Origin of the sequence: Sphingobacterium sp. SGL-16 (assembly GCF_011043515.1) — a bacterium.
In the GTDB taxonomy this organism is placed as follows: domain Bacteria; phylum Bacteroidota; class Bacteroidia; order Sphingobacteriales; family Sphingobacteriaceae; genus Sphingobacterium; species Sphingobacterium litopenaei.
The window spans coordinates 172,798-195,690 of sequence record NZ_JAAKGQ010000001.1 but is presented as its reverse complement, the minus strand read 5'-3'; the positions used below and the strand labels follow the sequence as shown (position 1 = coordinate 195,690).

General features: G+C 34.3%; 28 protein-coding genes. 14 read left to right on the top strand and 14 right to left on the bottom strand.

Annotated elements, in window-relative coordinates; genetic code table 11:
* Window positions 1–76 precede the first annotated feature (76 nt).
* From G5B32_RS00955 to G5B32_RS00935, 5 genes are all read right to left on the bottom strand, one after another.
* On the bottom strand, window positions 77–898 hold the full coding sequence (locus G5B32_RS00955) for a TonB family protein (protein WP_165289664.1): 822 nt from the start codon (window positions 896–898) through the stop codon (window positions 77–79).
* Between the two features lie 179 nt (window positions 899–1,077).
* Window positions 1,078–1,485, bottom strand: coding sequence for an NUDIX hydrolase (locus tag G5B32_RS00950; protein WP_165289663.1), 408 nt, complete (start codon window positions 1,483–1,485; stop codon window positions 1,078–1,080).
* Between the two features lie 16 nt (window positions 1,486–1,501).
* On the bottom strand, window positions 1,502–2,221 hold the full coding sequence (locus G5B32_RS00945; protein WP_165289662.1) for a ThuA domain-containing protein: 720 nt from the start codon (window positions 2,219–2,221) through the stop codon (window positions 1,502–1,504).
* Between the two features lie 9 nt (window positions 2,222–2,230).
* Window positions 2,231–3,310 carry a 3-dehydroquinate synthase gene (gene aroB, locus G5B32_RS00940; protein ID WP_165289661.1) on the bottom strand — a complete coding sequence of 360 codons (1,080 nt, stop codon included), beginning with the start codon at window positions 3,308–3,310 and terminating at the stop codon, window positions 2,231–2,233.
* Window positions 3,311–3,358: 48 nt separating this feature from the next.
* The gene (locus G5B32_RS00935; protein ID WP_165289660.1) at window positions 3,359–3,565 is read right to left on the bottom strand and encodes an RNA-binding S4 domain-containing protein; all 207 of its coding nucleotides are present in this window, start codon (window positions 3,563–3,565) and stop codon (window positions 3,359–3,361) included.
* Between the two features lie 104 nt (window positions 3,566–3,669).
* Between G5B32_RS00935 and G5B32_RS00930 the strand changes: the two genes are divergently transcribed.
* Window positions 3,670–4,860: a proline dehydrogenase family protein gene (locus G5B32_RS00930; protein ID WP_165289659.1), complete on the top strand. Its 1,191-nt coding sequence runs from the start codon at window positions 3,670–3,672 to the stop codon at window positions 4,858–4,860.
* 58 nt (window positions 4,861–4,918) lie between these two features.
* Window positions 4,919–5,524 carry an HAD family hydrolase gene (locus G5B32_RS00925; RefSeq protein WP_165289658.1) on the top strand — a complete coding sequence of 202 codons (606 nt, stop codon included), beginning with the start codon at window positions 4,919–4,921 and terminating at the stop codon, window positions 5,522–5,524.
* A gap of 13 nt (window positions 5,525–5,537) precedes the next feature.
* Here the strand turns inward: G5B32_RS00925 and G5B32_RS00920 are convergent, their stop codons facing one another.
* Both G5B32_RS00920 and G5B32_RS00915 read right to left on the bottom strand, forming a co-directional pair.
* A complete protein-coding gene (locus G5B32_RS00920) occupies window positions 5,538–6,872 on the bottom strand; it encodes a hypothetical protein (RefSeq protein ID WP_165289657.1) in 1,335 nt (444 codons plus the stop codon).
* An 11-nt stretch (window positions 6,873–6,883) separates the two neighbouring features.
* Window positions 6,884–7,561 carry an RNA polymerase sigma factor gene (locus G5B32_RS00915; protein ID WP_317166062.1) on the bottom strand — a complete coding sequence of 226 codons (678 nt, stop codon included), beginning with the start codon at window positions 7,559–7,561 and terminating at the stop codon, window positions 6,884–6,886.
* A 133-nt stretch (window positions 7,562–7,694) separates the two neighbouring features.
* Between G5B32_RS00915 and G5B32_RS00910 the strand changes: the two genes are divergently transcribed.
* The 5 genes from G5B32_RS00910 (at window position 7,695) to G5B32_RS00890 (ending at window position 10,343) form a co-directional block, all read left to right on the top strand.
* Complete coding sequence (locus tag G5B32_RS00910) at window positions 7,695–8,546, top strand: universal stress protein (protein ID WP_165289656.1); 852 nt, start codon at window positions 7,695–7,697, stop codon at window positions 8,544–8,546.
* An 8-nt stretch (window positions 8,547–8,554) separates the two neighbouring features.
* Complete coding sequence (locus G5B32_RS00905; RefSeq protein ID WP_165289655.1) at window positions 8,555–8,800, top strand: hypothetical protein; 246 nt, start codon at window positions 8,555–8,557, stop codon at window positions 8,798–8,800.
* Between the two features lie 6 nt (window positions 8,801–8,806).
* Window positions 8,807–9,163: a helix-turn-helix domain-containing protein gene (locus G5B32_RS00900; RefSeq protein WP_165289654.1), complete on the top strand. Its 357-nt coding sequence runs from the start codon at window positions 8,807–8,809 to the stop codon at window positions 9,161–9,163.
* Between the two features lie 100 nt (window positions 9,164–9,263).
* Window positions 9,264–10,019 carry an SDR family oxidoreductase gene (locus G5B32_RS00895; RefSeq protein ID WP_165289653.1) on the top strand — a complete coding sequence of 252 codons (756 nt, stop codon included), beginning with the start codon at window positions 9,264–9,266 and terminating at the stop codon, window positions 10,017–10,019.
* 69 nt (window positions 10,020–10,088) lie between these two features.
* On the top strand, window positions 10,089–10,343 hold the full coding sequence (locus G5B32_RS00890) for a hypothetical protein (RefSeq protein WP_165289414.1): 255 nt from the start codon (window positions 10,089–10,091) through the stop codon (window positions 10,341–10,343).
* Between the two features lie 86 nt (window positions 10,344–10,429).
* On the opposite strand, the gene G5B32_RS00885 is transcribed toward G5B32_RS00890, so the two are convergent.
* The 4 genes from G5B32_RS00885 to G5B32_RS00870 all read right to left on the bottom strand — a co-directional run bounded on the left by G5B32_RS00885 (window position 10,430) and on the right by G5B32_RS00870 (window position 14,905).
* Window positions 10,430–11,176 (bottom strand): menaquinone biosynthetic enzyme MqnA/MqnD family protein, encoded by a 747-nt coding sequence (locus G5B32_RS00885; RefSeq protein ID WP_165289652.1) that lies wholly within the window; start codon window positions 11,174–11,176, stop codon window positions 10,430–10,432.
* On the bottom strand, window positions 11,164–11,796 hold the full coding sequence (locus G5B32_RS00880) for a histidine phosphatase family protein (RefSeq protein ID WP_165289651.1): 633 nt from the start codon (window positions 11,794–11,796) through the stop codon (window positions 11,164–11,166). Before G5B32_RS00880 ends, G5B32_RS00885 begins: the two co-directional genes overlap by 13 nt.
* A gap of 13 nt (window positions 11,797–11,809) precedes the next feature.
* Window positions 11,810–13,003, bottom strand: a complete 1,194-nt coding sequence (mqnE, locus tag G5B32_RS00875; protein ID WP_165289650.1) for an aminofutalosine synthase MqnE — start codon at window positions 13,001–13,003, stop codon at window positions 11,810–11,812.
* Between the two features lie 63 nt (window positions 13,004–13,066).
* Window positions 13,067–14,905, bottom strand: coding sequence for an ABC transporter ATP-binding protein (locus tag G5B32_RS00870; RefSeq protein WP_165289649.1), 1,839 nt, complete (start codon window positions 14,903–14,905; stop codon window positions 13,067–13,069).
* 185 nt (window positions 14,906–15,090) lie between these two features.
* Between G5B32_RS00870 and G5B32_RS00865 the strand changes: the two genes are divergently transcribed.
* From G5B32_RS00865 to G5B32_RS00845, 5 genes are all read left to right on the top strand, one after another.
* Entirely contained in the window at window positions 15,091–16,254 is a 1,164-nt protein-coding gene (locus G5B32_RS00865) for a pyridoxal phosphate-dependent aminotransferase (RefSeq protein ID WP_165289648.1), read from the top strand.
* A gap of 20 nt (window positions 16,255–16,274) precedes the next feature.
* Window positions 16,275–17,114, top strand: a complete 840-nt coding sequence (locus tag G5B32_RS00860; protein ID WP_165289647.1) for a prephenate dehydrogenase — start codon at window positions 16,275–16,277, stop codon at window positions 17,112–17,114.
* A 135-nt stretch (window positions 17,115–17,249) separates the two neighbouring features.
* Window positions 17,250–17,663 carry a hypothetical protein gene (locus G5B32_RS00855; protein WP_165289646.1) on the top strand — a complete coding sequence of 138 codons (414 nt, stop codon included), beginning with the start codon at window positions 17,250–17,252 and terminating at the stop codon, window positions 17,661–17,663.
* Window positions 17,664–17,773: 110 nt separating this feature from the next.
* Window positions 17,774–18,151: a hypothetical protein gene (locus G5B32_RS00850; protein ID WP_165289645.1), complete on the top strand. Its 378-nt coding sequence runs from the start codon at window positions 17,774–17,776 to the stop codon at window positions 18,149–18,151.
* Complete coding sequence (locus G5B32_RS00845; RefSeq protein ID WP_165289644.1) at window positions 18,094–18,657, top strand: hypothetical protein; 564 nt, start codon at window positions 18,094–18,096, stop codon at window positions 18,655–18,657. Before G5B32_RS00850 ends, G5B32_RS00845 begins: the two co-directional genes overlap by 58 nt.
* 231 nt (window positions 18,658–18,888) lie before the next feature.
* On the opposite strand, the gene G5B32_RS00840 is transcribed toward G5B32_RS00845, so the two are convergent.
* Window positions 18,889–19,482, bottom strand: coding sequence for a hypothetical protein (locus tag G5B32_RS00840; protein WP_165289643.1), 594 nt, complete (start codon window positions 19,480–19,482; stop codon window positions 18,889–18,891).
* An 81-nt stretch (window positions 19,483–19,563) separates the two neighbouring features.
* On the bottom strand, window positions 19,564–20,085 hold the full coding sequence (locus tag G5B32_RS00835) for a hypothetical protein (protein WP_165289642.1): 522 nt from the start codon (window positions 20,083–20,085) through the stop codon (window positions 19,564–19,566).
* Window positions 20,086–20,369: 284 nt separating this feature from the next.
* Between G5B32_RS00835 and G5B32_RS00830 the strand changes: the two genes are divergently transcribed.
* Window positions 20,370–21,068: a LuxR C-terminal-related transcriptional regulator gene (locus G5B32_RS00830; RefSeq protein WP_165289641.1), complete on the top strand. Its 699-nt coding sequence runs from the start codon at window positions 20,370–20,372 to the stop codon at window positions 21,066–21,068.
* Between the two features lie 69 nt (window positions 21,069–21,137).
* Here G5B32_RS00830 and G5B32_RS00825 read toward each other — a convergent pair whose 3' ends face one another.
* Entirely contained in the window at window positions 21,138–21,419 is a 282-nt protein-coding gene (locus G5B32_RS00825; protein WP_165289640.1) for a GNAT family N-acetyltransferase, read from the bottom strand.
* A gap of 111 nt (window positions 21,420–21,530) precedes the next feature.
* Here G5B32_RS00825 and G5B32_RS00820 point away from each other — a divergent pair, with 111 nt between their 5' ends.
* A complete protein-coding gene (locus G5B32_RS00820) occupies window positions 21,531–22,874 on the top strand; it encodes a BamA/TamA family outer membrane protein (RefSeq protein WP_165289639.1) in 1,344 nt (447 codons plus the stop codon).
* The last annotated feature ends 19 nt before the right edge of the window (window positions 22,875–22,893 follow it).

Below are 22,893 nucleotides of genomic sequence, written 5' to 3'. Positions count from 1 at the left end.
AACTAATGTAGAAAATATTCTACAATTTTAATTATAAGAAATTTAAGTTCATATTTAGAAAATTAGATTTGTGTTTTTAAAATTGTTTATTTTGAATTTCAAGCTTTGCTTTTATTCTAGACGCTTTTATATAAGAAGCGTCCATATAAAAATTTTTATGTTGCTGAGATTTTAAAGCTTGTTTCCAAGTGTTTAAATCAACTTCTTGGTCATTGATATATAGGTTAAAGATGCTGGAGTCAATATTATTTAGCTTTGATATAATTTCTTCGGAATACATTCGATTACCTTCATTCTCTTTTATAATAATCGTGGGTTGTTTCGTGTCATTTCCTAATAAGGCTTGGGATTGTTTAAGATCCAAAATCATGATTTGATCCAAATAAATTCCATCTGCTATATACCAAATTTTATTTGTAGGAAGAATCTTACCTTCATGAATAACTTTTGCTTGTCTCAAATTAGCATCAGTAGCCAAAGGAGCTTTAAAAGTAACCGTTAGCTTACATTTCATATTGGTAGTTATACCATCTCTCATACCAGGATTCCACATTCCAGCTTCTCTCAGAATTTTAAAAGCCTCTTTCGTATATGATCTATCGGAACTGTAGACAACTTGCGCATCTTTTACAAGTCCGGCAGGTGTTACGTTGAAACTTAGCGTTACTTTTCCTTCTTTTTTACCATATAAAAAAGGCTTTAGTGGAAATCGTTTACTTTCGTAAGCATATTCCGAAAAATTTGAGTTCGAAAAATCACGATGTGAAGGTTCAATGATTTGAGAAATGTGTTTAGTGGAAGTCGATGCTTGTGCATGAGAATAATGGAAATGAGCACAAATTAAACTACAGCATAGTAATCCCAGCCTAAATTTCACTAAATGTTTAGCTAATAACATATATGGTAATAATTCTTGGTAGATATATAGCTACAAAAATGGTTATATTTTTTTTTTAAGTTAATACCTAAATATAGGTAATTTACCTAATATTTTTATGCTAGTCAATAAAAAAACATCACATTCTTAATATTATGAGAATGTGATGCTTATCAAGATTTATTAAAGTATATGTAAATTTATAATTTCAACCAGATTGGTAAAGCAAATTCTTCCAGCAAATGTGCCAATTGTAAATCTTTATATTCTTCTTTCTTCACAAATCTAACCTCAGCAAGTTCTGCGTGGGCGATTGGAAGTGATTCCAATGCTGTTTGCAATAAAAATATGTTTCCTTGTACTATGGTGTTTTCTTCGTTAACAGCCTCCGTTTGGTGCTGCCCCAAATACTTGAAGTCTGTTTCTTTAAACTCCAAATTAAGCTCCTCTTTTATTTCACGAAGTAAGGTCTGAATATAAGTCTCATTATGCTCTACCTTCCCTCCTGGCAACATATAAAATTTTGATTTGTGTTTGCGTACTACTAATAATTCTTTATTCGCATTTAAAAGTAAAGCAGAAGCTATAATAATTTTTTTTGTAGACATTACAATAAGTCTATGACTATTTAATTTTCAAAGCGTATTTGATTCCGCCTATTATATGTTTTTGAAATAATTCAGAATCGTACGATTCATTTGTGTGACCTAAACCAGTATAAAAAGCTCTTCCTCCGTCGTACTCCTGAAACCAAGCAATCGGATGGAATTTCCCCATTTTTCCACCTTTATAAGACGTTTCATCCAAAGCCATTAATATATGAAGACCAGGTTTAACATCCTTGAAATCATACCATTCGTCGCGATGAACCCAGGTTTTTGGAAGATGTTTTGTAGAAATATGTTTTCGATTTTCCACCTGAATATGGGCTTCTTGAACAGCTGGGTGACTTACAAAATAGCCTCCAACTAATGCGCCATACCATGGCCAATTGTATTCTGTATCAGACGCTGCATGAATGCCAACATAGCCTTTGCCTGATTGAATAAAACGTTGAAAATTCTGTTTTTGTGTTTCATCCAGAACATCACCAGTCGTATTCAAAAAAATAACCGCATCATATTTTTTCAAACTGTCAACATGAAAATGCACAGCGTCTTCAGTATGCAGGTAATTAATGTTATTATCCGCTAATAACTTGGACACGGTTTCAACTCCTTTTGGAATACTTTCATGTCTAAAACCCGTGGTCTTTGAAAAGATTAATACAGATTTGCTCTTTTGAGCGGAAGCAAATGTCATAGTTGCCATCATAATTAGCACTAATGAATACAGTTTTCTCATTTTTATGGTTTATAATTTATAATATAATTGGGCTTCTTCAATATAATAATCTAGAGCAGATTTAATATCTTGTTCTTCTATATATACGTTATAAGTACAGTTACCTATTTCTTTTAATAAAGCAAAACCAATCTTATTGTCTTCATTCTTTTTATCATTTTTCATCAGTTCTAAGAATGAATCATACAACTCTGCTGAATAAACGTATTGTGGATATTTGGAAAGAAATGTATTCGTTATATCATTTAATGATTCTTCCGCTAAGCCTGTGAATTTATAAGACAGCCAAGCCTCACAAATCATTCCTATTGCAATCGCTTCACCATGCAATAATGGATTTGCATCGTTGTACAAAGAGTAACCTTCAATGGCATGACCAATAGTGTGACCGAAGTTCAAAATCTTACGTAAACCTTTTTCTGTAGGATCCTGTGTGATTACATTATTCTTGATCTGAACAGATTTATAAATCAAATCTGCTGGTACATTATTTATATCGACAGATTTACACGTCTCATACAAATCTTTATCTTGAATCAATCCATGTTTAATAATTTCTGCAAAACCTGAAACTAACTGGCGTTCATCTAGTGTTTTTAAAAATTCTGTACTTATAAAAACAGCTTGAGGTTGGGTAAATGTTCCGATGATATTTTTAACGTTATCTAAATCAATTCCCGTCTTACCTCCAACTGAAGCATCCACTTGAGACAATAATGTAGTTGGGATTTGAATAAAATCAATACCTCTTTTGAATGTTGATGCAGCAAATCCACCCATATCAGTTACCACTCCACCTCCAAGATTAATCATCAAAGCTTTGCGATCAGCGCCAAAATCCAACATTGTTTTCCATACTCCTATACAGAAATCAATATTTTTGTTTTCCTCTCCTGGATCAACTTCTATAATATCATAGTGGATTAAATCAGGAATTGCATTTTGTAATACAGGTAAACAATTATCATTGGTATTTCTGTCTACCAAAACCAAAATTTGCGAGTATCCGCGTGCTTCAATAAATGGTAAAAGTGATTCTAAATTTTCTTCGAAATATACGTTGTATCCTAAACTTTGGATTGGTTGCATGATCTTATTTTATGAGTTGATATTATACGGGTTAAAGATAGAAAAATATTAGATGATTTGGACTTTCATGCCTTCAAATTCAACGATATCACCCTTACGCACTTTTAATCTTTTACGATAATCTACTTCGCCGTTATATTTCACTAAACCTTCATCGACCATACGCTGAGCCATCCCGCCGTGCTCTACCCAATTCAAAGCTTTGAGCAATTGAATCATGGGAATAAATTCTCCTTCTAAATTGAATGTTTGCATAAACAAAAATACACCAAAAATATACCAATTCTATCCATATCGACTTAAAAAGTTCAAAATATATTAATTATAGTCTACTTTTGTTTGTATAAGAATTATAGAAGATGGCCTTGCAAAATACCTTATTGAATTTTGAAAATACAGAGATAGCATTTAAAAATAAAAGTGATAAAGACTTAGAAAGAGCATACTGGCTTTTTAAGATGGTCGCTTCAAATACACTCATCAAAATCGGAACGCCTATCACTAGTTTTTCCTTAAATATTGGTCTACCTATTCAGGGAATTATTAGAAATACAATCTACAAACAATTTTGTGGTGGCGAAACGATTCAAGGCTGTGCTCCTGCGATTGCCGAACTAGGCAAAGGTAATGTTACGACTATTTTGGATTATTCTGTAGAAGGCGAAGAATCCGAAGAGAGTTTTGATGCGTGTTGTCAAGAAGTATTAGAAAGTGTGGCCTATGCTAAGACAAATAAATTAATTTCTTTTTGTGTGTTTAAACCTACAGGTGTAGGAAGATTTGATTTATTAGCTAAAATCGATGCTAAAGAAACATTATCTGACGCTGAAAAGGCTGAATTTACCAAGTTGTTAGAACGTTGTGATGCGATTTGTAAAGCTTGTTATGAAGCTGGAATTCCGGTGTTAGTAGATGCTGAGCATTCTTGGATACAAGATACAATTGATGACATCGCAAGAGAATTAATGGAGCGATACAACAAAGAAAGACCTATAGTTTACAACACATATCAATTATACAGACACGATAAATTAGCTTCGCTAAAAGTGGATTTGGCATATGCTAGACAACAAGGTTTCTTTTTGGGTGCTAAAATCGTACGTGGTGCTTATATGGAAATTGAGCGCGAGAGAGCAGCTGAAAAGGGCTACCCATCTCCTATTCAACCGAACAAACAATCGGCAGATACTGATTACAATGAAGCTATCTTATTCTGTCTTGATAATATTGACCGTATAGGTTTTATGGCTGGCACCCATAATGATCAAAGCAGTATGCTATTGGCTACAGAAATGGACAAACGCGGCATTCCACATAATCATCCACATGTTTTCTTTGCACAATTGTTAGGTATGTCTGATAATTTATCTTTCAATCTGGGTGCAGCAGGATACAATGTTGCGAAATATATGCCATATGGTCCTGTAAAAGCTGTAATGCCTTATTTGTTCCGACGGGCACAAGAAAACACTTCCGCAGCAGGGCAAACGGGCAGAGAATTGAGCTTAATCATAAAAGAGAAACAACGACGTAAATCTTTAAAAAAATAAAATAATGGCTGTATATTTACAGCCATTATTTGTTTACAGCTATTACCTAAACTATTAAATGACTATACAAGACAAATTCCATAAACTACAAACTATTGCTGAACCTTATGAAGCTTTATTATTTGATGTAGATGGAACATTAGCAGACAATATACATGCACACAAAGCCGCTTACGTTGCGGTTTCAAAAGAGTATGGTGTAGACCTAGATCCCGATTTAATTGATGAAACAGCTGGCTGGCCTACCATAGCAGTTGCACGTGAGGTGTGCAAAAGATATAATGTGGAATTTGACGTGGAAGCCTATTCGAAACGTAAATCTCAAATTTTTATTGAAGAATTTATTCAACAAACAGAACCCGTAGAATACGTACGACAAGTTCTTTTTGAAAATGTAGGTAAAAAGAAAATTGGTATTGTCTCAGGAGGAAGTCGTTCAACTCTAAACATTACTTTGCAGGTAATCAATGTTACGGGTAAATATGAAGCGATGGTATGTGCAGGTGATACAAAAAATGGTAAACCTTCACCAGAACCGTTTCTTCTGTGCGCTGAACAATTAGGTGTAGACCCGCAAAAATGCTTAGTTTTTGAAGATGGAGATCCAGGTGTCCAAGGTGCTATTGCTGCAGGTATGGGCTGGGTTCGTATTGATCTAATATAATTGTTAATCTCTGCTAAAAAGTTGTAATAATCTTTATACCGCTATTGGTATAATCTAAATCGGATTTACGGAATTGTCCTAATGGTACTTTCACAAACGGTTCGAGTGATAAAGACATTTTATTGTTGATATTCACTTTTTTACCTATTGAAAAATTAGCAAAACCATTAAATCCATTTGGATTTACATTGTCTTGAACTGATTTTACCGTCTTCACTTCTGCTTTATTCAAACTTTGAGCAGCACTAGGTATAAGCGAAGCTTTATCTTGAAGAGATATTACACCAGCATTTTCAATATATTGTGCTTCCCGTTGTTGATAAATAATAGCAGAATACGAAATTCCAGCAGAAGAATAAAAACCCTTATTGAAATTATACGTAATATCTAACGGAATCTCTAAAGCTTCAACTTTTCCCATTACGGCATTGACATTCGGCAAAATCATTTGCTGTTTACTTGCATAGGCATTCTCCGTTATCAGGGAGTTGTTAGATGCACCTTCCATATTAATCATTTCGGCATTTGACATTTCCATAGGATCCTTCATGACACCGACCGAATACGAATTATAAGATGTTCCTGTACGTAAGCTTATTTTATTTGTTAATGCATAAGAAACTAAGATACCAGCACCTACATCAAACTTATCAGATGTACGATGAGGAGATACATATAAGCCAAGTTGGAATTTGTCCCCCAGTGACATTTTGCTAGATTTCTTTAAGTTGCTTCCATCTGTCTTTAAGCCTATATTTGTCACTTGATGAGCCATAGCAGAGACCGAAGGATTCACAACACTTGTAGATGGCCTTTGGTCATTAAGGGGTTTGTAAGGTAATGTTTCTATTGTTATAGTATTCAATTGATCCACAGAATTTTCATTCAATTGACTCACTAATAAATTAGATTGATTTATCCCTTCTATGCTAGAAATGTGTGTGATTTTCGTTTCTATTGACTTATTAGAAGTTGGAACGGACGCCATTTGATTAATCGTGTAAGTAGACGCATCAGCTATTCGAGATTCGGATTCAATTTGATTTTTATCTTTTCGCTTAGAAGGTGAATTTACTTCCAAGCTATTCGAAGAAGCTATTTGAGTATCGATCGAGAGCGGTGAAGAAGAATTTTGCGTTTGATACAAATACAATGAAACACCCAATATCATAATACCTGCGGCCGCTATAGAGGCAAGCCTTCTAAAAGGCAAAACCTTGACACCTGAAGCATTCGTAACATTCCCTTGCTGCGCTGCAAATCTTTCCCATGCCCCCTCACGATAAGGAAGTTCTTGAGAAGCTTTCAATTTAGCCTTAATATCTTCTATTAAATCTTTATTATTCATATATGTAGATATTAACCAACTTTTATTTTGTTCAACATTTCAAATTGTTCTTGATACAACATTCTCAATCTTGACTTTGCACGAGTGAGATAAGTTCTACATGTACTATCAGGAATGTTCAACTGCTTACTGATTTCATCGTGCGAATAACCTTCAATCTCATACAGATTAAAAATCATCCGTTGAATTTCAGGTAATTTATTCAGTAACTTCAGAATATCATTAACCTCCAAATTACTTGAGATAGCGACGCTATTATTTTCTATTTCTAGTTCATTGATATCATCAATATCTAATGTAACTTTTTGTGCACGAAGTTTATCGATAGATGTATTTACAGTAATACGCGCTATCCAACCTTTAAAAGATTTCTCTAAAGCACTCTCATCTTCTAGAATCTCGAAATTAGATAACTTTCTGAAAATTTTAACGAAGCTCTCATTGACGATATCTTCAGCTTCCATTTCATTTTTGACATAGCGCAAAGACACAGCCATCATATATCCGTAGAAACGTTTATACAAAAATGATTGACTGCGTTCGGTTTGGTGTGCGAGACAATCCTCCAGAGCTGACTTCAAGGTCAGTGGACTATTTCTTTTGAAATATCTGGAAACTATACTCACTCTTGTATATGAACTTGGTCTATTTTCTAGTTCTAAAGTTAAAGAATTATTATTGATAACCACGAATCTATGTCATTATGTGGGTATAACGGTTAAAAAATTGAATATGCTACATCTTATTTAAAAATAAATTTTTAAAGTTTTGGGAGTTGATTTGAAGGCAATAAATGCTTAAATTTAATAGAAAGGAGGAGTTATGAAAAACATACTATTGCCTACAGATTATTCTGAACATGCAAACAATGCTTTCTTTTATGCATTGAACCTCGCCAATAAATTTGGAGTAAAACTTTATGTTTTATTTTCCTATATACCCCCTGTATTATCTTCTGTACACGCTGGCCAACCCGATATGCTGAGCACCGTATACCAAGAAATAGAAAAGTCACGGTATGAATATGGACAACGAAAAAACAAAGAATTATTTCAGCTCGCTGCCAACGAAAACATTCATACAGATAATGTACACTTTATATTTGAGCACGGAACAGTGTTGGGTAGTGTAAAAAATGTTATTTCCGAGACTGAAATAAGTCTTATTGTAATGGGAGTTCACGGCGTTTCGGGATTCAATGGTGAATTTATGGGAAGCAATACCACTACAGTAATTCGTAATGTTACATTACCAGTTTTAGCTATACCATTACAAGCTAAATACAATCCTATTCGGAAAATTGGATTTACAACTTTATTTAAAGAAAAAGACTTACCTGCATTGACACAAATTGTAGAAATAAGTTCTTTAGTTAATGCTAAAGTTTATTGTGTAAACGTACAAAATGATTCTAATCATCCTTCTGATGTATTATTGAATGCTGAAAATTGGAACAAAATCTTTGAAGACAAAGAATTGGATTTTGTTTTCCTGGAAAAGGAAAATACAGTGGAGGAAACCATAACTCGGTTTATTTTGGATAACGATATTGATGTATTAGCCATAATTCGTCGTAACCGAAACTTTTTCGATAGATTAATAAGTACCAGCTTATCTACAAAACTTACTTTTCACGCAGAAATACCTATATTCGTTTTTCATGAAGCGAAATAGGTAGAGATATGAATATTCAGATTATACAAGATAAATTGAAAGCACTAAAGCTTTTGGACAACAACATCACCAAATACACGCTCCTCATAGATGAAAAAATGATTGAGCAAGGTGCTTTATTTTTCATACCACTCGGTAATAAAGAAATCAAAGCGGTGATTCCTGCTCCTACACACAAATATTTCTTGATGAATGAGGATAAAATAACCTATAAGAATTTGTTGGCACATAAAGATATTATTATTCTAAAATAGTTATTCATGTCAACATCAATTTCTAAATTATTAGTAAATCGATATTTAGATTTTTTGGATGAGCATATTCAAAATGTAGTTAACCATGTGGAAGAAGATTTTTTAGAAATCAACCAAATAGCCGATAGACTATACGTTTCTCACACTCATTTGACTGATACAGTACAAAAAGAAACTGGACATCATCCCTGTCATTTCTATGATTTAAAAATAATTGAAGTGGCTAAATCACTTCTTTCAGAGGAGTCCAACACCATCGCAGGTGTGGCTAGAAAACTAACCTACGATCCTTCCAATTTTTCCAAATTTTTCAAGAAATTTACAGGATTAACTCCCGGCCAGTTCAGAAGTCAATTTAGATAACCTATAATTGCTATAAACTTTAAAATCCTAAAAGTTCACCATATTTCTTTTCTTTTAGAGCGTCATATTTGTCGTAATATTTATCAAATTATAAAAGATTATGGCAAGAAATGATTTAAAAGGAAAAGTAGTATTAATAGCTGGTGGTGCTAAAAATTTAGGAGGTTTATTAAGTCGAAATTTAGCAGGAAAAGGAGCTAAAATTGCAATTCACTACAATAGCGATTCAAGTAAAGTGGATGCAGAACAAACTTTAGCTGACATTCAAGTTAGTGGTGGTGAAGCGTTCTTGTTCCAAGCTGATTTAACTAAAGTAGTGAACATCACCAATCTTTTTGCTGAGACGAAAGCGAAATTTGTTGGTATTGATATCGCAATTAATACGGTAGGTATGATTTTGAAAAAGCCTTTTTTAGATACAACTGAGGCAGAGTATGACGCGATGTTTGATATTAACTCTAAGGTAGCGTACTTCTTCATTCAAGAAGCAGGTAAAAATCTAAATGATAACGGTAAAATCTGTACCATAGTTACTTCACTATTAGCAGCTTATACTGGATTATACTCTACTTATGCAGGAGCAAAAGCTCCAGTAGAGCATTTTACCCGAATGGCATCAAAAGAGTTTGGGGAAAGAGGAATTTCAGTTACGGGTGTTGCTCCGGGACCAATGGATACCCCTTTCTTCTATGGGCAAGAAACACCAGAAGCAGTGGCTTATCACAAATCAGCCTCAGCTTTGGGTGGATTGACTGACATTAAAGACATTGCTCCTTTAGTAGAATTCTTAGTAACAGATGGATGGTGGATCACTGGACAGACAATCTTCGCAAACGGAGGTTATACGACAAGATAGCGTGTAACAAATTTTAGTTTAGCGTAAATTTATTAGTTTTACACTAAACTATTACTACCAATTATTCTTATGATACTTAAATTAATAAATTCCGCTTTGATACTCGTTGCTGTGTTTCTCGGAATAAAACATGGCTGGAACATGTTGATGGCTAAACCAGAAATGCTCGACATGTTCGGTAAATGGAATTTTAGTAAAAATGCTGTGATTTTAAATGGGGCCATTACGCTTTTGGCCTCATCTGTTTATGTGCGTCAGGCCAGAGATTTACCGCCGGCTTCCTTCAGATTCCCCCTCGCGAAGGACACCCTTGCCTTAAGTTAACGTTTCCCACTATCAAGGCACGTTCGGGACTTACACCCTAGAGTTCACGCACATGCCGGGCGCAACATACAAGAAGATTTTAAAGGTTATACACATTTAAAATCTATTTCTTCTAAGCCTTTATATAATTCCAAATATTTAGAAATTGCTTCTCTTTTGTCATCATCCAAATTGAAATCCAAATAAGCCGTAAGATATTCTTCATAGTCAAAGTTTGGATATGCTTTTAAGCCAGGAATTACATCCTTAGGATGAGAAACTCCATCTTTTAATGCGGCATTAAAATCATGAACAAAGTCTTCGGAAAGCTTTTTGTTCGAAACCCAAACCGCATATGCAAAAGGTAATCCCGTAAATTGTTTCCAAATTTCACCTAAATCATACACATAAGGTACAGTTTCCTTTTGTCCAAACGTACGGTCTCCTATTAATACATAGGCATCAGCCACACCTTCCATGGTCACTGAGACTTCTCGCTTCCAATAATGTTTTAAAAGAATCCTTGCTAAACCATTGGATGTTCTGGACTGATGGTCTAATCGTAAGCTTTCAATTTCTTCAATAGGTTTAGAAGAAAAGATAAATACAGAATCCACCGGACCGTCAGATCCTATACAAAAATCTGTTACAATGTGATATTCTGACATTTTGGATAATGCAGCTACCGGAATAATCCCTAAGTCAGCTTCGTGATGTATTACTTTTCTAGCACATTCTGCAGGAACATCTACACTTAAATCAATTTGTTCTAAAAGCTTTTGAGAAGCTTTTATTCCTTGTAAGAACGGTAAAGTATTGGTATAACTTACCGCTGAAACTTTTATTTTTCCCATTCCAACCCCTCTAAATGTGCTGTATTATAGTGATCTATGATTTTAAATTTTTTATTCTCGTATTCTAGTACATACAAAGAAGTATTAGTATGAGGAAAATCGTCCATCATCGTCACTGGCGTATCCGTCAAATGACATAACATGATGCGCAACGCTCTTCCATGCATACAAACCAATACCGTTCTTTCCTCCTTTTTACTCAACATATAATCAACGGCTTCCTTTTGACGTTTCACCAATTGATTTGGCGATTCCCCGTTTTCGATATGAACATCCAAATCATTATTTCGCCAAGAGTTCACAAGCTGCTCAAAACCTTTCATGATTGTTTCATCTTGCACCTGCCCTTCATATATCCCCCAGCTTATCTCATCCAAACCATCCAACTGTTCCTTAGGGATGCCTAATTCCAATTCAAAACGTTCGATAGTTTGATGCGTACGAACTAATGTAGAAGTATATATTTTATCAAAAGGAATGTGTTTGTAAGCATTAAAAAAAGCATCCGCTTGCTTTCTGCCATTCTCATTTAAAGAAGTATTAACTCCTCTTCCCTGAACAATCCCTTTGAGGTTAAGATCTGTCTGCCCGTGTCTTATAAAGTAAAAAGTCTTCTTCACTAGAATAGTTTGTTTAGTTTACGACAGGCAAAGCGTAATATTTCTTTGACTTGTCTTCTTCAAAAACAACATCCTTATAATCCGTAACCACATTATACAAGGTGTCACGTTCAATAGGATGTCTTCCTACATTTTTAATTAATTCAACCAATTCTTGTGTACTCATTGCAGGAGTTTGTTCTTCTGCTCCAGCCATCGAATAAATCTTAGTAGTATCATCCAATGTTCCGTCAATATCATCCACTCCATACGCTAAAGACAATTGTGCGGTATCGCGTGAAATCATCGCCCAATACGCTTTAATATGGGGGAAGTTATCCATATAAATACGAGCTATAGCATAATTTCTTAAATCTTCTATAACTGTAACCTCAGGCACATGTCCCATTTGATTGTCTTTATTTCTGAATTTTAATGGAATAAAAGTTTGAAAACCTCCTGTTTTGTCTTGTAATTGACGCAAACGTTCCATATGATCTACACGATGCCAATATTGCTCAATATGGCCATAAAGCATTGTTGCATTGGTATGCATACCTAATTTATGCGCTTGCTCATGAATATCCAACCATTGTTCAGCTGTACATTTATCATGGGCAATTTGTTCTCGAATCTCAGGATGAAAAATCTCCGCTCCGCCTCCTGGCATAGAATCCAAACCACATTCTTTCAAATATTTCAAACCATCATAATGCGAAAGTTTAGCTTTTTTGAATATATAATAATATTCTACAGGTGTTAATCCTTTGATATGTAAATCAGGGCGGTGTTCCTTACAACGCTTGAAAAATTCTGCATAGAACTCCAAGTTTTGCTTAGGTACAACACCTCCCGTGATATGAACTTCCGTGACTGGTTCATTATCATACTTCTTAACCACTTCCAACATCGCGTCTACATCCATTTCCCATCCTTCCTCACGCTGTTTTATCATACGTGAGTACGAACAGAATTTACAATCGTATACACATACATTAGTAGGTTCGATATGAAAATTGCGGTTAAAATATGTATAGTCGCCGTGCTTTTTCTCACGTATATAGTTAGCGAGAACACCTAGGTAATTCAGGTCTCCCTTTTCGTATAAAACTACGCCTTCGTCAAATGTGATACGCTCTTCTGCTAGTACCTTCTCAGCTATCCTTTTCAAATCAACATCCAAATTCGGATTATTTATTAAAAAGGTTAGCTTTTTCTCAGCATTCATATATTACTCCCTTCTTACTCAAATATATTAAAAACAAATACAATTTTATTGCCAAACACTTTATTAAGCTTCAACAAATTGTTGCATGTCAATTAATCGTTTATATAGTCCATTTTGATTAACTAATTCAGCGTGCGAACCTACTTCTACAATTCTTCCTGCTTCCAAAACCACAATTTTATCTGCATTCTGAATCGTACTCAAACGGTGTGCAATCACTACAGTAGTTCTATTCTCCATTAACTTGTACAACGCATCCTGAACCAATCTTTCGGATTCTGTATCTAAAGCCGAAGTTGCTTCATCCAACAACATAATTGGAGGATTTTTCAATACGGCACGTGCAATACAAATACGTTGACGCTGACCACCCGAAAGTTTGGCACCGCGATCACCAATATTAGTTTGATAACCTTCTGGAGTTTGCAAGATAAATTCGTGCGCATTTGCAATCTTTGCAGCCGCTTCTACTTCTTCTTGTGTTGCATCCACATTTGCAAAAGCAATATTATTGAAAATAGTATCGTTAAACAGAATAGATTCTTGATTTACCGTACCAATCAAAGCACGCAAAGAATCTTGATTCAAGGTCTTAATATTCTTACCATCAAAAAGAATCTCTCCTCCCGTCACGTCCATAAAACGCGGAATCAAATCCACTAAAGTAGATTTACCACCACCTGAAGGACCAACTAAGGCTACTGTCTGACCTTTTTTAATCTCAAGATTAATATTCTTTAATACCTCTTTTTCGCCGTAGGAGAATTGTACCTCATCAAATACCACACTTGATTCGAACGATGAAATCATCTCGGCATTTGGGGCATCTTTCACTTTATTTTGTTCATCGATAAGCTCTAACACACGCTCACCTGCCGCAATACCATTATGCACATTTGAGAAGGAATCTGTCAAGGCTTTTGCGGGACGCATCACCTGAGAAAATATCGCAATGTAACCGATAAATTGTGAAGCAGTCAAATCACCTTCACCACTCAATACCAAACTACCACCGTACAATAAAATAATAGCTACCATCACAACCCCTAAAAGCTCTGAGACTGGGGAACCCATTTGCTGACGGCGAACCATTCTTCGCATTATCTTCGAATAGTTTTCACTTTCTCTGTTAAATCTATTTTTTATAAAATTGGATGCATTGAATGCCTTAATGATTTTGACACCAGATAAAGCTTCATCCAAATTTGATATCATTTTGCCATAAGACTCCTGTCCTTCCTTAGCCTGTGATTTAAGTTTTTTCACAATTCTTGAAATAACAAAAGCCGACACCGGAATTACTAACATGGAGAATAAAGTTAGTTTTGTCGATAAGGAAAACAAAACAACAACATAAGCAATTAACTGAAGTGGCTCTTTAAACACAACTTGCAAAGTTCCTGTAACAGAAAACTGTACAACCTGAACATCTGATGCAATTTTGGAAATAATATCACCCTTACGTTGATTAGAAAAATAGCCTACATGCAGATTCATCACATTATCAAACACTGCTTTGCGAAGATTCAACAAAGTATGAATGCGTAAGTTTTCCATGATACGCTGCGAAAGGTAACGGAATAAATTACTAATGAAAACTGAAACAATAATTACTACACAGACATATTTCAACGCCTCGTAAGGTCCTAAATCGTAATACAATCTATCAGCATGATAGGTAAACCAATCCCCAAAATCTAACCAACTTCCTGGTTTCTCTACAATACTTGGTGCTTTGATGTTTACATCCCCTGTGCCTTTAAATAAAACTTGTAATAATGGTACTAATAAGGCTAAGTTTAATGTCCCGAAAACAACAGTTATTAATGTACAAATAATATAAGGTATAGCATATTTCTCAATAGGCTTTGCAAAGGATAATAATCTAAAATATGTTTTCATTCAATAATTCTCAATAAGCAAAAGTAGTAAAAATGACGGTCAATTAATTGCACATCGAAATTTACGTTCAAATTGTTGCATAGCAGTGATAAAATGAAAGTATACAAAAAATATAGACTTTTATGCTTTAATAGTTCAACAAACCGATTAAGTTTTTATAAATTTAACACCAAATATTTATTTTGATGGAAATTCAAGTAGCGAAAAGATTACAACATACCGAAGAATACTACTTTTCAAAGAAATTAAGAGAAATCGATGAGATGAATAAAGCAGGTGATCAGGTTATAAATCTGGGAATCGGAAGCCCTGATTTGCCACCTCACCCTGAAGTAGTAAAAGTTTTGAGCGAGCAAGCTGCGCTTAGCAACACACATGGTTACCAAAATTACAAAGGAGCTCCTGCCCTTCGTCAAGCCATGGCAGATTGGTATGCGCGATATTACGCGGTAAATCTAGACGCAAATACAGAGATTTTGCCATTAATAGGTTCTAAAGAAGGAATTGTACACATCTGCATGACCTATTTGCAAGAAGGCGATGAAGTATTGATTCCAAACCCAGGCTATCCAGCTTATACGAGTGCGGTGCGTATCACAGGAGCTACGCCCGTTCCTTATATATTGACACAAGAAAACAATTGGTTGGTGGATTTTGAGGCTTTGGAACAATTGAATTTGTCTAAAGTAAAAATGATGTGGATTAACTACCCGCACATGCCTACCGGAGCATTGGCAAATAAAGAATTCTTTGAAAAGGTAATTGCTTTTGGTCAAAAATATAATATCCTCATCTGTCACGATAATCCATATAGCTTTATCCTGAATGACTCGCCAAAAAGTATTATGGCTATTGAAGGTGCCAAAGAGGTAGCGATAGAATTGAATTCGTTGAGTAAATCTTCGAATATGGCAGGCTGGCGTGTCGGTATGCTTGTGGCTAACGAAACACGAATTGGCGAGATTTTGCGGTTCAAAAGCAATATGGACTCGGGTATGTTTTTGCCTTTGCAATTAGCTGCCGCAAAAGCCTTGAGTTTGGATAAATCTTGGTACACTCAATTGAACGAAGAATACGCTCAACGTCGCAAAAAGGTTTTTGAAATCATGGATTTACTGAATTGCCAATATGATTTAAATCAAGTAGGTTTATTCGTTTGGGCAAAAGTTCCTTCAAATTATAAGGATTCGTACGAGCTAAGTGATAAGATTTTGTATGATGCTAAAGTTTTCATTACTCCTGGTGGGATTTTTGGTTCTGCTGGCGAAAAGTTTATCCGTATCAGTTTATGTGCTAATAAAGATACTCTAGAAAAAGCAATCACACGCATTAAAGAAATATTTAGGTAGAAAATAGTAAAATACAATATATGAACGTAGCTATTGTCGGAATAGGTTTGATAGGTGGTTCTGTTGCTATCCGACTAAAAGAAACTAAATTCGCTGATAAAATCATTGGCGTAGATAAGAATGAAGCCAACCAAAAGAAAGCTATACAATTAGGTTTGGTGGATGAGATTCAAGATTTGGATGAAGCCATTGCTTCTTGTAAAATCATTGTGTTGACCGTTCCGGTGGATGCGATTATGCAATTGACACCGTATATCTTGGACAAAATCACGGACCAAGTTATCATTGACATGGGGTCAACAAAGATTAATATCTTACAAAAAATAGCGGATCATCCTAAACGTGGACGCTATGTGGCAGCCCATCCAATGGCAGGTACCGAATATTCGGGTCCAGAAGCAGCTGTAGCAGGTTTGTTCAAAGAAAAAAACATGGTCTATGTAGAAGCATTCAAATCTGACGAAGATGCATTTGATTTGGCAGATGCGTTGACTGATGCGCTGGAGATGAAATCTTTGTTTATGAATGCTGAAGAGCACGATATGCATACGGCTTATGTGTCACATATCTCGCACTTAACTTCATTTGCTTTGGCTTTGACAGTTTTGGAAAAAGAAAAATCACAAGGACGTATTTTCGAATTGGCGGGTTCGGGTTTTGAATCTACGGTACGTCTAGCGAAATCTTCTCCTGATATGTGGACTCCTATTTTTAAGCAAAATCGTGAAAATGTATTGGAAGTATTGGAAGAACATATCAAACAATTGCAGAAATTGCACAATAAACTAGAAAAAGAAGATTACGAAGGCTTACATAAGCTCATCAAGAAATCCAATAAGATTAAACGAATTATAAAATAACCAAAAGAGCGATTCGTCGCTCTTTTAGTTAATATAGTATCCTTTTCTCTTCCTCATCACCCCTTTATATTAAGTCAATTTTTCTTATTTTTATAATAGCTATATTCGTTTTACTACACTTAAAAACCTATTAGTTTGAAAAATCTTATTGACAAATTTATTAAACAGAACGAGATTATTCTCTGCTTTTTGGAGTCCAAAGGTCATGATTACGAACAAGTAGATACCATAATTCCAGCGTATGTTGACTTTTTAAACCAAACAAGTTTCAATGTTGCCTTGGGTACTGAATTTGCCAATCTACTTCAACTTTCAAATGATAAAAACATTTATGAAAAATTTGAATTAACTGACATTAAAAACTTATTTCTCAGCTTTCTAAAAGTACAGAATTATAATTTAGAAACTTACTTAGAAGCTGCTTGTTTCGAATGGAATGTTATGGATAACAAAGAGATAGCAACATCAATTGCAAATGAAGGTATTCAAAGAGCAAAAGATAAGATTGAAGAATTACAGCAACTTCTCAAATCTATAAACAATGAGTAAATAAGATTATTAATGAAACCTTCGAATTTATTTAATGAATTAACTGAAAAATTGCGATTATATGGCTTTGAAATTGTAGATGAGCCACGAATGACGAAAACTTCACGGTTATGAAACAGCATCTCTCGATCCTAATACTTTTAATGCTTGTCAACACAACATTTGGTCAAACCTATGCGAACCTTCATCAGCTAGATGATTCAAAAGTATATTATAGTTCCGACGCCAAAGAAAGGGCTATTAAGATTTTAGATAATGTCGCTAAAGCTGAACATTTTTTTCAAAGCGAATTTAACGTGAAAGCCGATTACACGTTATTTGTTCTGTCTCCTGCGGATTGGAAAACATATGCTCATCCAAATGCTATTTATGGAATTCCACACTTTCTTCCCGATGGAAGACTAGTCGTAGCTGCAGAAAATAACGACTTTTGGAAAGAAACGCTCCTTTTATTGATAAAATCCCGAACGAACTTGCGACCATATTGAAAGAAACTTACACAGATAAAAATGGAGAAATAGCGCTTACCGATTTTTTTGATTTACTTGCTGTACATGAGCTAGGCCACGCTTTTCAACATGCCGCAGGAATGCTCAAACAACGTACTTGGCTCAATGAAACCTTCTGCAATGTTTTGTTTCACACTTATCTTGCCGAGAAAAATCCCGCCCAACTTCCATATCTCACTGTATTTCCACAGGTTGCGATACAATCATTTCCTGCGGAAAGACTAAAATACAACACACTCGAAGATTTTGAGAAGTATTATAACGAAATTGCCACAAAACATCCTGACAATTATGGTTGGTATCAGTGTCGTTTCCATGTTTTAGCAGCAGAAATTTATGATTTGGGTGGTAAAGATGTGATGAAAAAAATGTGGGATATACTAATGAATCAAAATGAAAAGCTAAATGATGATGATTTGACAGACTTATTGATTAAAGCGCACCCTGCATTAGAGCAAGCTATAACAAATTGGAATAACCAATAATCTTCCCTAATTCGCATAAATAATATTCTTCTAGTCGCACTTTAGGTGCTAATTAGTATTATTCACGAAATGAAGATTTCACTAAAGTAAATAACAGTGATGCGTTGTTTCGGAAAGAAGTCATAATAGATGAGATTTCTCATTTCGTTCTTCTTCATTAGAAATGACGTAATTATTAACCTCTAATTTTTTGATTACTCCTATCGTCGAAATAACAATTTATATAATTCGCTATCCCCTACTTCGTTCATTTAATACCATCAATGCTAAGCTTAATACCATCCTTTCTTCGTTGACTTCTTTTTCTGTGATCTTATGTACGGTAAACTTTCTCCCGAAAAAAGAAGGTTCTTTGTTTAACTCAAAAAGCTCTTCCCCTTCGTTTGCAGAAAGTATATAGGATGGATTAAAGACATAACCAGAAAGCATTCCTATAATTGGAATTTCGCCAAAAATCCCATCCCATAGTTTTACGAAGGCATTCTTCTCTTGTATAGTATGATCATGGTTGTCGTAAGTATCCATTAATTTGAACGTTGATTTCCATAAAGAACGAATGCTTTTGCGTCTTACTTTTCCTATTATATTTCCTTGTGGATTGGTAATAGTAAATGTCTGCTGAAAATCAATAAGTTTATTAGACTTGATCTCATAGAGCAATTCTGATTTTGAAGAATCACTATACACTTTCATTTGATCTCTCCAAATCAATATCTTTTCCCGAACATAAAAAATAGTATTTCCTAAAGCATCTGTTGCTTCGAAATCGTTCGAGAAGGTGGTGATTTTAAATTTAAAATGAAGTGGATAATTATATAAACTCATTATTTTTCTAGTTTTACTTATCACAAAATATAAAAAATCCCGAATATTTTGCTTTTCGGGATTACAATGTTTATATAAAGATTAATATTTTAGCTTAAGTTTATCAAAAACTTTTGACCATAACCAAATCGGACCGAGCGTTAAAAGTTGCCAAAACATCTTCCCTGAAAATTCTTTTTCTTTTTTGCCCATAAACCACAAACCTAACAATCCTACAAAAGCTATGATTGCGCTAACCAAATACACCGCAGGACCTCCATCTTTTTCTACATATTCTAACTGTACGATAAAAAAGCTCATAATTCCAATGCTAAACAACATGGCATAGGATAAGGTTGGAGCCAATTTGAGATAGAGATAAATAATGATTGCAATATAAAAAGATCCCCAGTTTAAAAATGTTTGCGCATTCATCTTTTGTAAGAAATCTAACTGTGGAAACGGTATCATCCACACCAATCCCATAACTCCAAAAAATGCCAACGTCATAAAAAAGGTATAGCCTAGCTTTGATCCTAAAATTTGCTTATCCAATTCTTCGAAATATACTTCAACTGGTCTTTTCGGCTCAGTTTTAACGCTTTTCTTACTCGATTTATTCATGCTGCAAATCTAAGGAATATATTCAAATTTCTATTGTATGCAAATTTTTACAAAAGCGACTTCTAACCGATGTAAAATAATTTTTAAAAATACTATAGAGTCTAAATTACTATTTAAAAACATGAAAAAGCAATGAGACTAATATCCTAATAAAATATTTTATACATGATCAAAATATTACATTTACCTAATGTTAATTTTATTTTTATTCAGCAAATATCAATTTCAAATTTGGACAAAATGCGCTAACATTAGGTATATTTGCGTACCAAACACTACCAAATATGTCTATTGAAATTAAAAATGAAAGATGGAAGGATTTATTCCATAAACAGAATTCTATTACAACAAAAGAACAAGAAAATAAATCCCTAGTTGATAGCTACTATTTTATATTCGACTGCGATTTAAATGTAATTTCATTTATGAATGCTGCATTTAATACTATAACTGGCTACGACGAGAAAACTTTTACCGTGGAAGATCTTATTGAGATTATTCACCCTGATGACAAAGATTATTTCTTTGAATGTGAAGAGAAAGATTTACTATTTAAGAACAAATTAAGATTCAACGAACACTTTAATTATCTCTACTCTTATACTTATAAAATAAGAACAAAAGAAGGAAATTATATTACTATAAAACAAACTTGCCAGGCTTTAGAAGTTAGTAATACAGGCGATTTAACCAAGACTTTAGTCATTCACCAACGAATAAATGATTATCAGGAGCGTCCTATAAATGATCGTCGAATATACGATAAGACGCGTAACATTTATTTAGATATGGAAAACTGTTATAAACTAACAAAGCGAGAGCTTGAAATTTTGAAATTGGTACAAGAAGGATTGAACAGTACAGAAATTGCAAATAAACTTTGTACAAGCAAGTATACAGTGGATACGCATAGAAAAAATATTTTGAACAAAACGAACTCAAACAATTTTATTGATTTGATTCGTAAACTGTCTCAAGCGTAAGAAGGTGAAAATAAAAAGAGTTCTTGAAATTTCTTTCAAGAACTCCACTAACCCCAAATTACATAAATTTTATGCCCTAACATCACGAATATCGATGTCCTTATCGAATACCGATTTTGCAAATGGACATAACGGAACTATCTTAATATTACCTTCTCGAGCGAAATCTACCGCTTTCGACAAAAGTATTTTTCCTACGCCCTTACCTTTTTGATTCTCATCTACTTCGGTGTGGTCTATTATTATTTTATCTGTTCCCGCCTTTGAATAGGTCATCTCTCCTATCTTTACTCCGTCTTCCAACGCAATAAATGCACCTTTGTAACCACTATCTTCATGTTTTACTATCATATCTTATTACCTAAATATAGATAGGTAACAATTTAGTATTTTGAATTGTTTTATTAAACTATATAATCGTGATTATCATTTGTTTATTCTATTTTTACAGATTGAATAAACATGCACAACGCTTATAATTTAATGTACTTGGAAAATCTACTTAAATATTTTATCTGCTTACTTATATTTTTTTTAATTGGTTTTAATACGTCAGTAGGGCAAATTAATGGTACTCATCATCATTTAGATTCCTTAAAAAACACTTCTGACACAAAATCATCAACCTCACAACACACTGACTCTCTTTATGATATAGTCGATCTTTTAAAGGATATAAATCCGTTTAAGAATAAAAGTAAAGAAAATTTTGCAAAAAAACGTTCTCCAATTTCATATTTACCAAATATTAATTATAATCCTAGCATAGGTTTCCAGATTGGGCTTAAAGCTGTAGGCGGTGTTCACTTCGGAGAAAAAGAAAACACGAGCATGTCTGTGTTTGCAACAGCGCTAAATTATACAACTAAAGGAATTATTATAGGCTATCTTTTTCACGACACTTATACCAAAGAAAATAATTGGAATCTCAAAGGAAGTCTTCATATTGCCAAAATGGTCGGCTTGGATTATGGATTAGGAATCGGTGTTCCATTGGAAAATCCTTCTCCAGAAGAATACATTTTGAATAATCCCGACAGAATAAGATATGTAAATAATTATACCGTCTATGGATTGAGTGAACGAATTTATCGCCAGCTTTCAGAAAACTTATTTTTAGGTGCTGGGGTATACTTTGATTTGAAAAGAAATATTACCACACTTGGTTCGGATGAAAATAATCCATTAGAAATCTACAGCCAACAAAAAGGTTACAGTTCTACCATGAACAACAATAATGGATTGATGTTCAATGTGCAATATATGACACGAGATAATCCAAATAGCGCATACAAAGGAACTTACACTGATATCGTACTACGAGCTAACCAAACCTGGCTGGGAAGTTCTCAAGAAGGTTTTCAATTGCTTACTGACTTTCGTAAATACTGGCAGTTATCAACCATGAGGCCTAATCATGTACTTGCTTTTTGGTATTACGGTTCTTATAACGTGGGCGGTGATTTAGGATATTTAGATTTACCTGGAACAGGAAAAGATCCATACGCGCGATCTGGAAGAGGTTATACGAATGGTTATTTTCGTGGTAAGTCCTATGCTTATGGTGAGATAGAATATAGATTTCCTATTCTCCGCAACCAATTTTTAAGTGGTGTTGTATTTGGAAATTTACAAACTATCGATGACGAAATCGGAAGTAAAATGTTCAGGCAATGGCAGCCTGCTGGAGGTGCTGGATTACGTATATTGTTTAATAAACTGACACGAACAAATTTATGTGTGGATTACGCCTTTGGTAAATTTGGCCAAAGAGGTTTATTTTTAGGTTTAAACGAAGCTTTTTAATTCTTATTTATTTATGAAA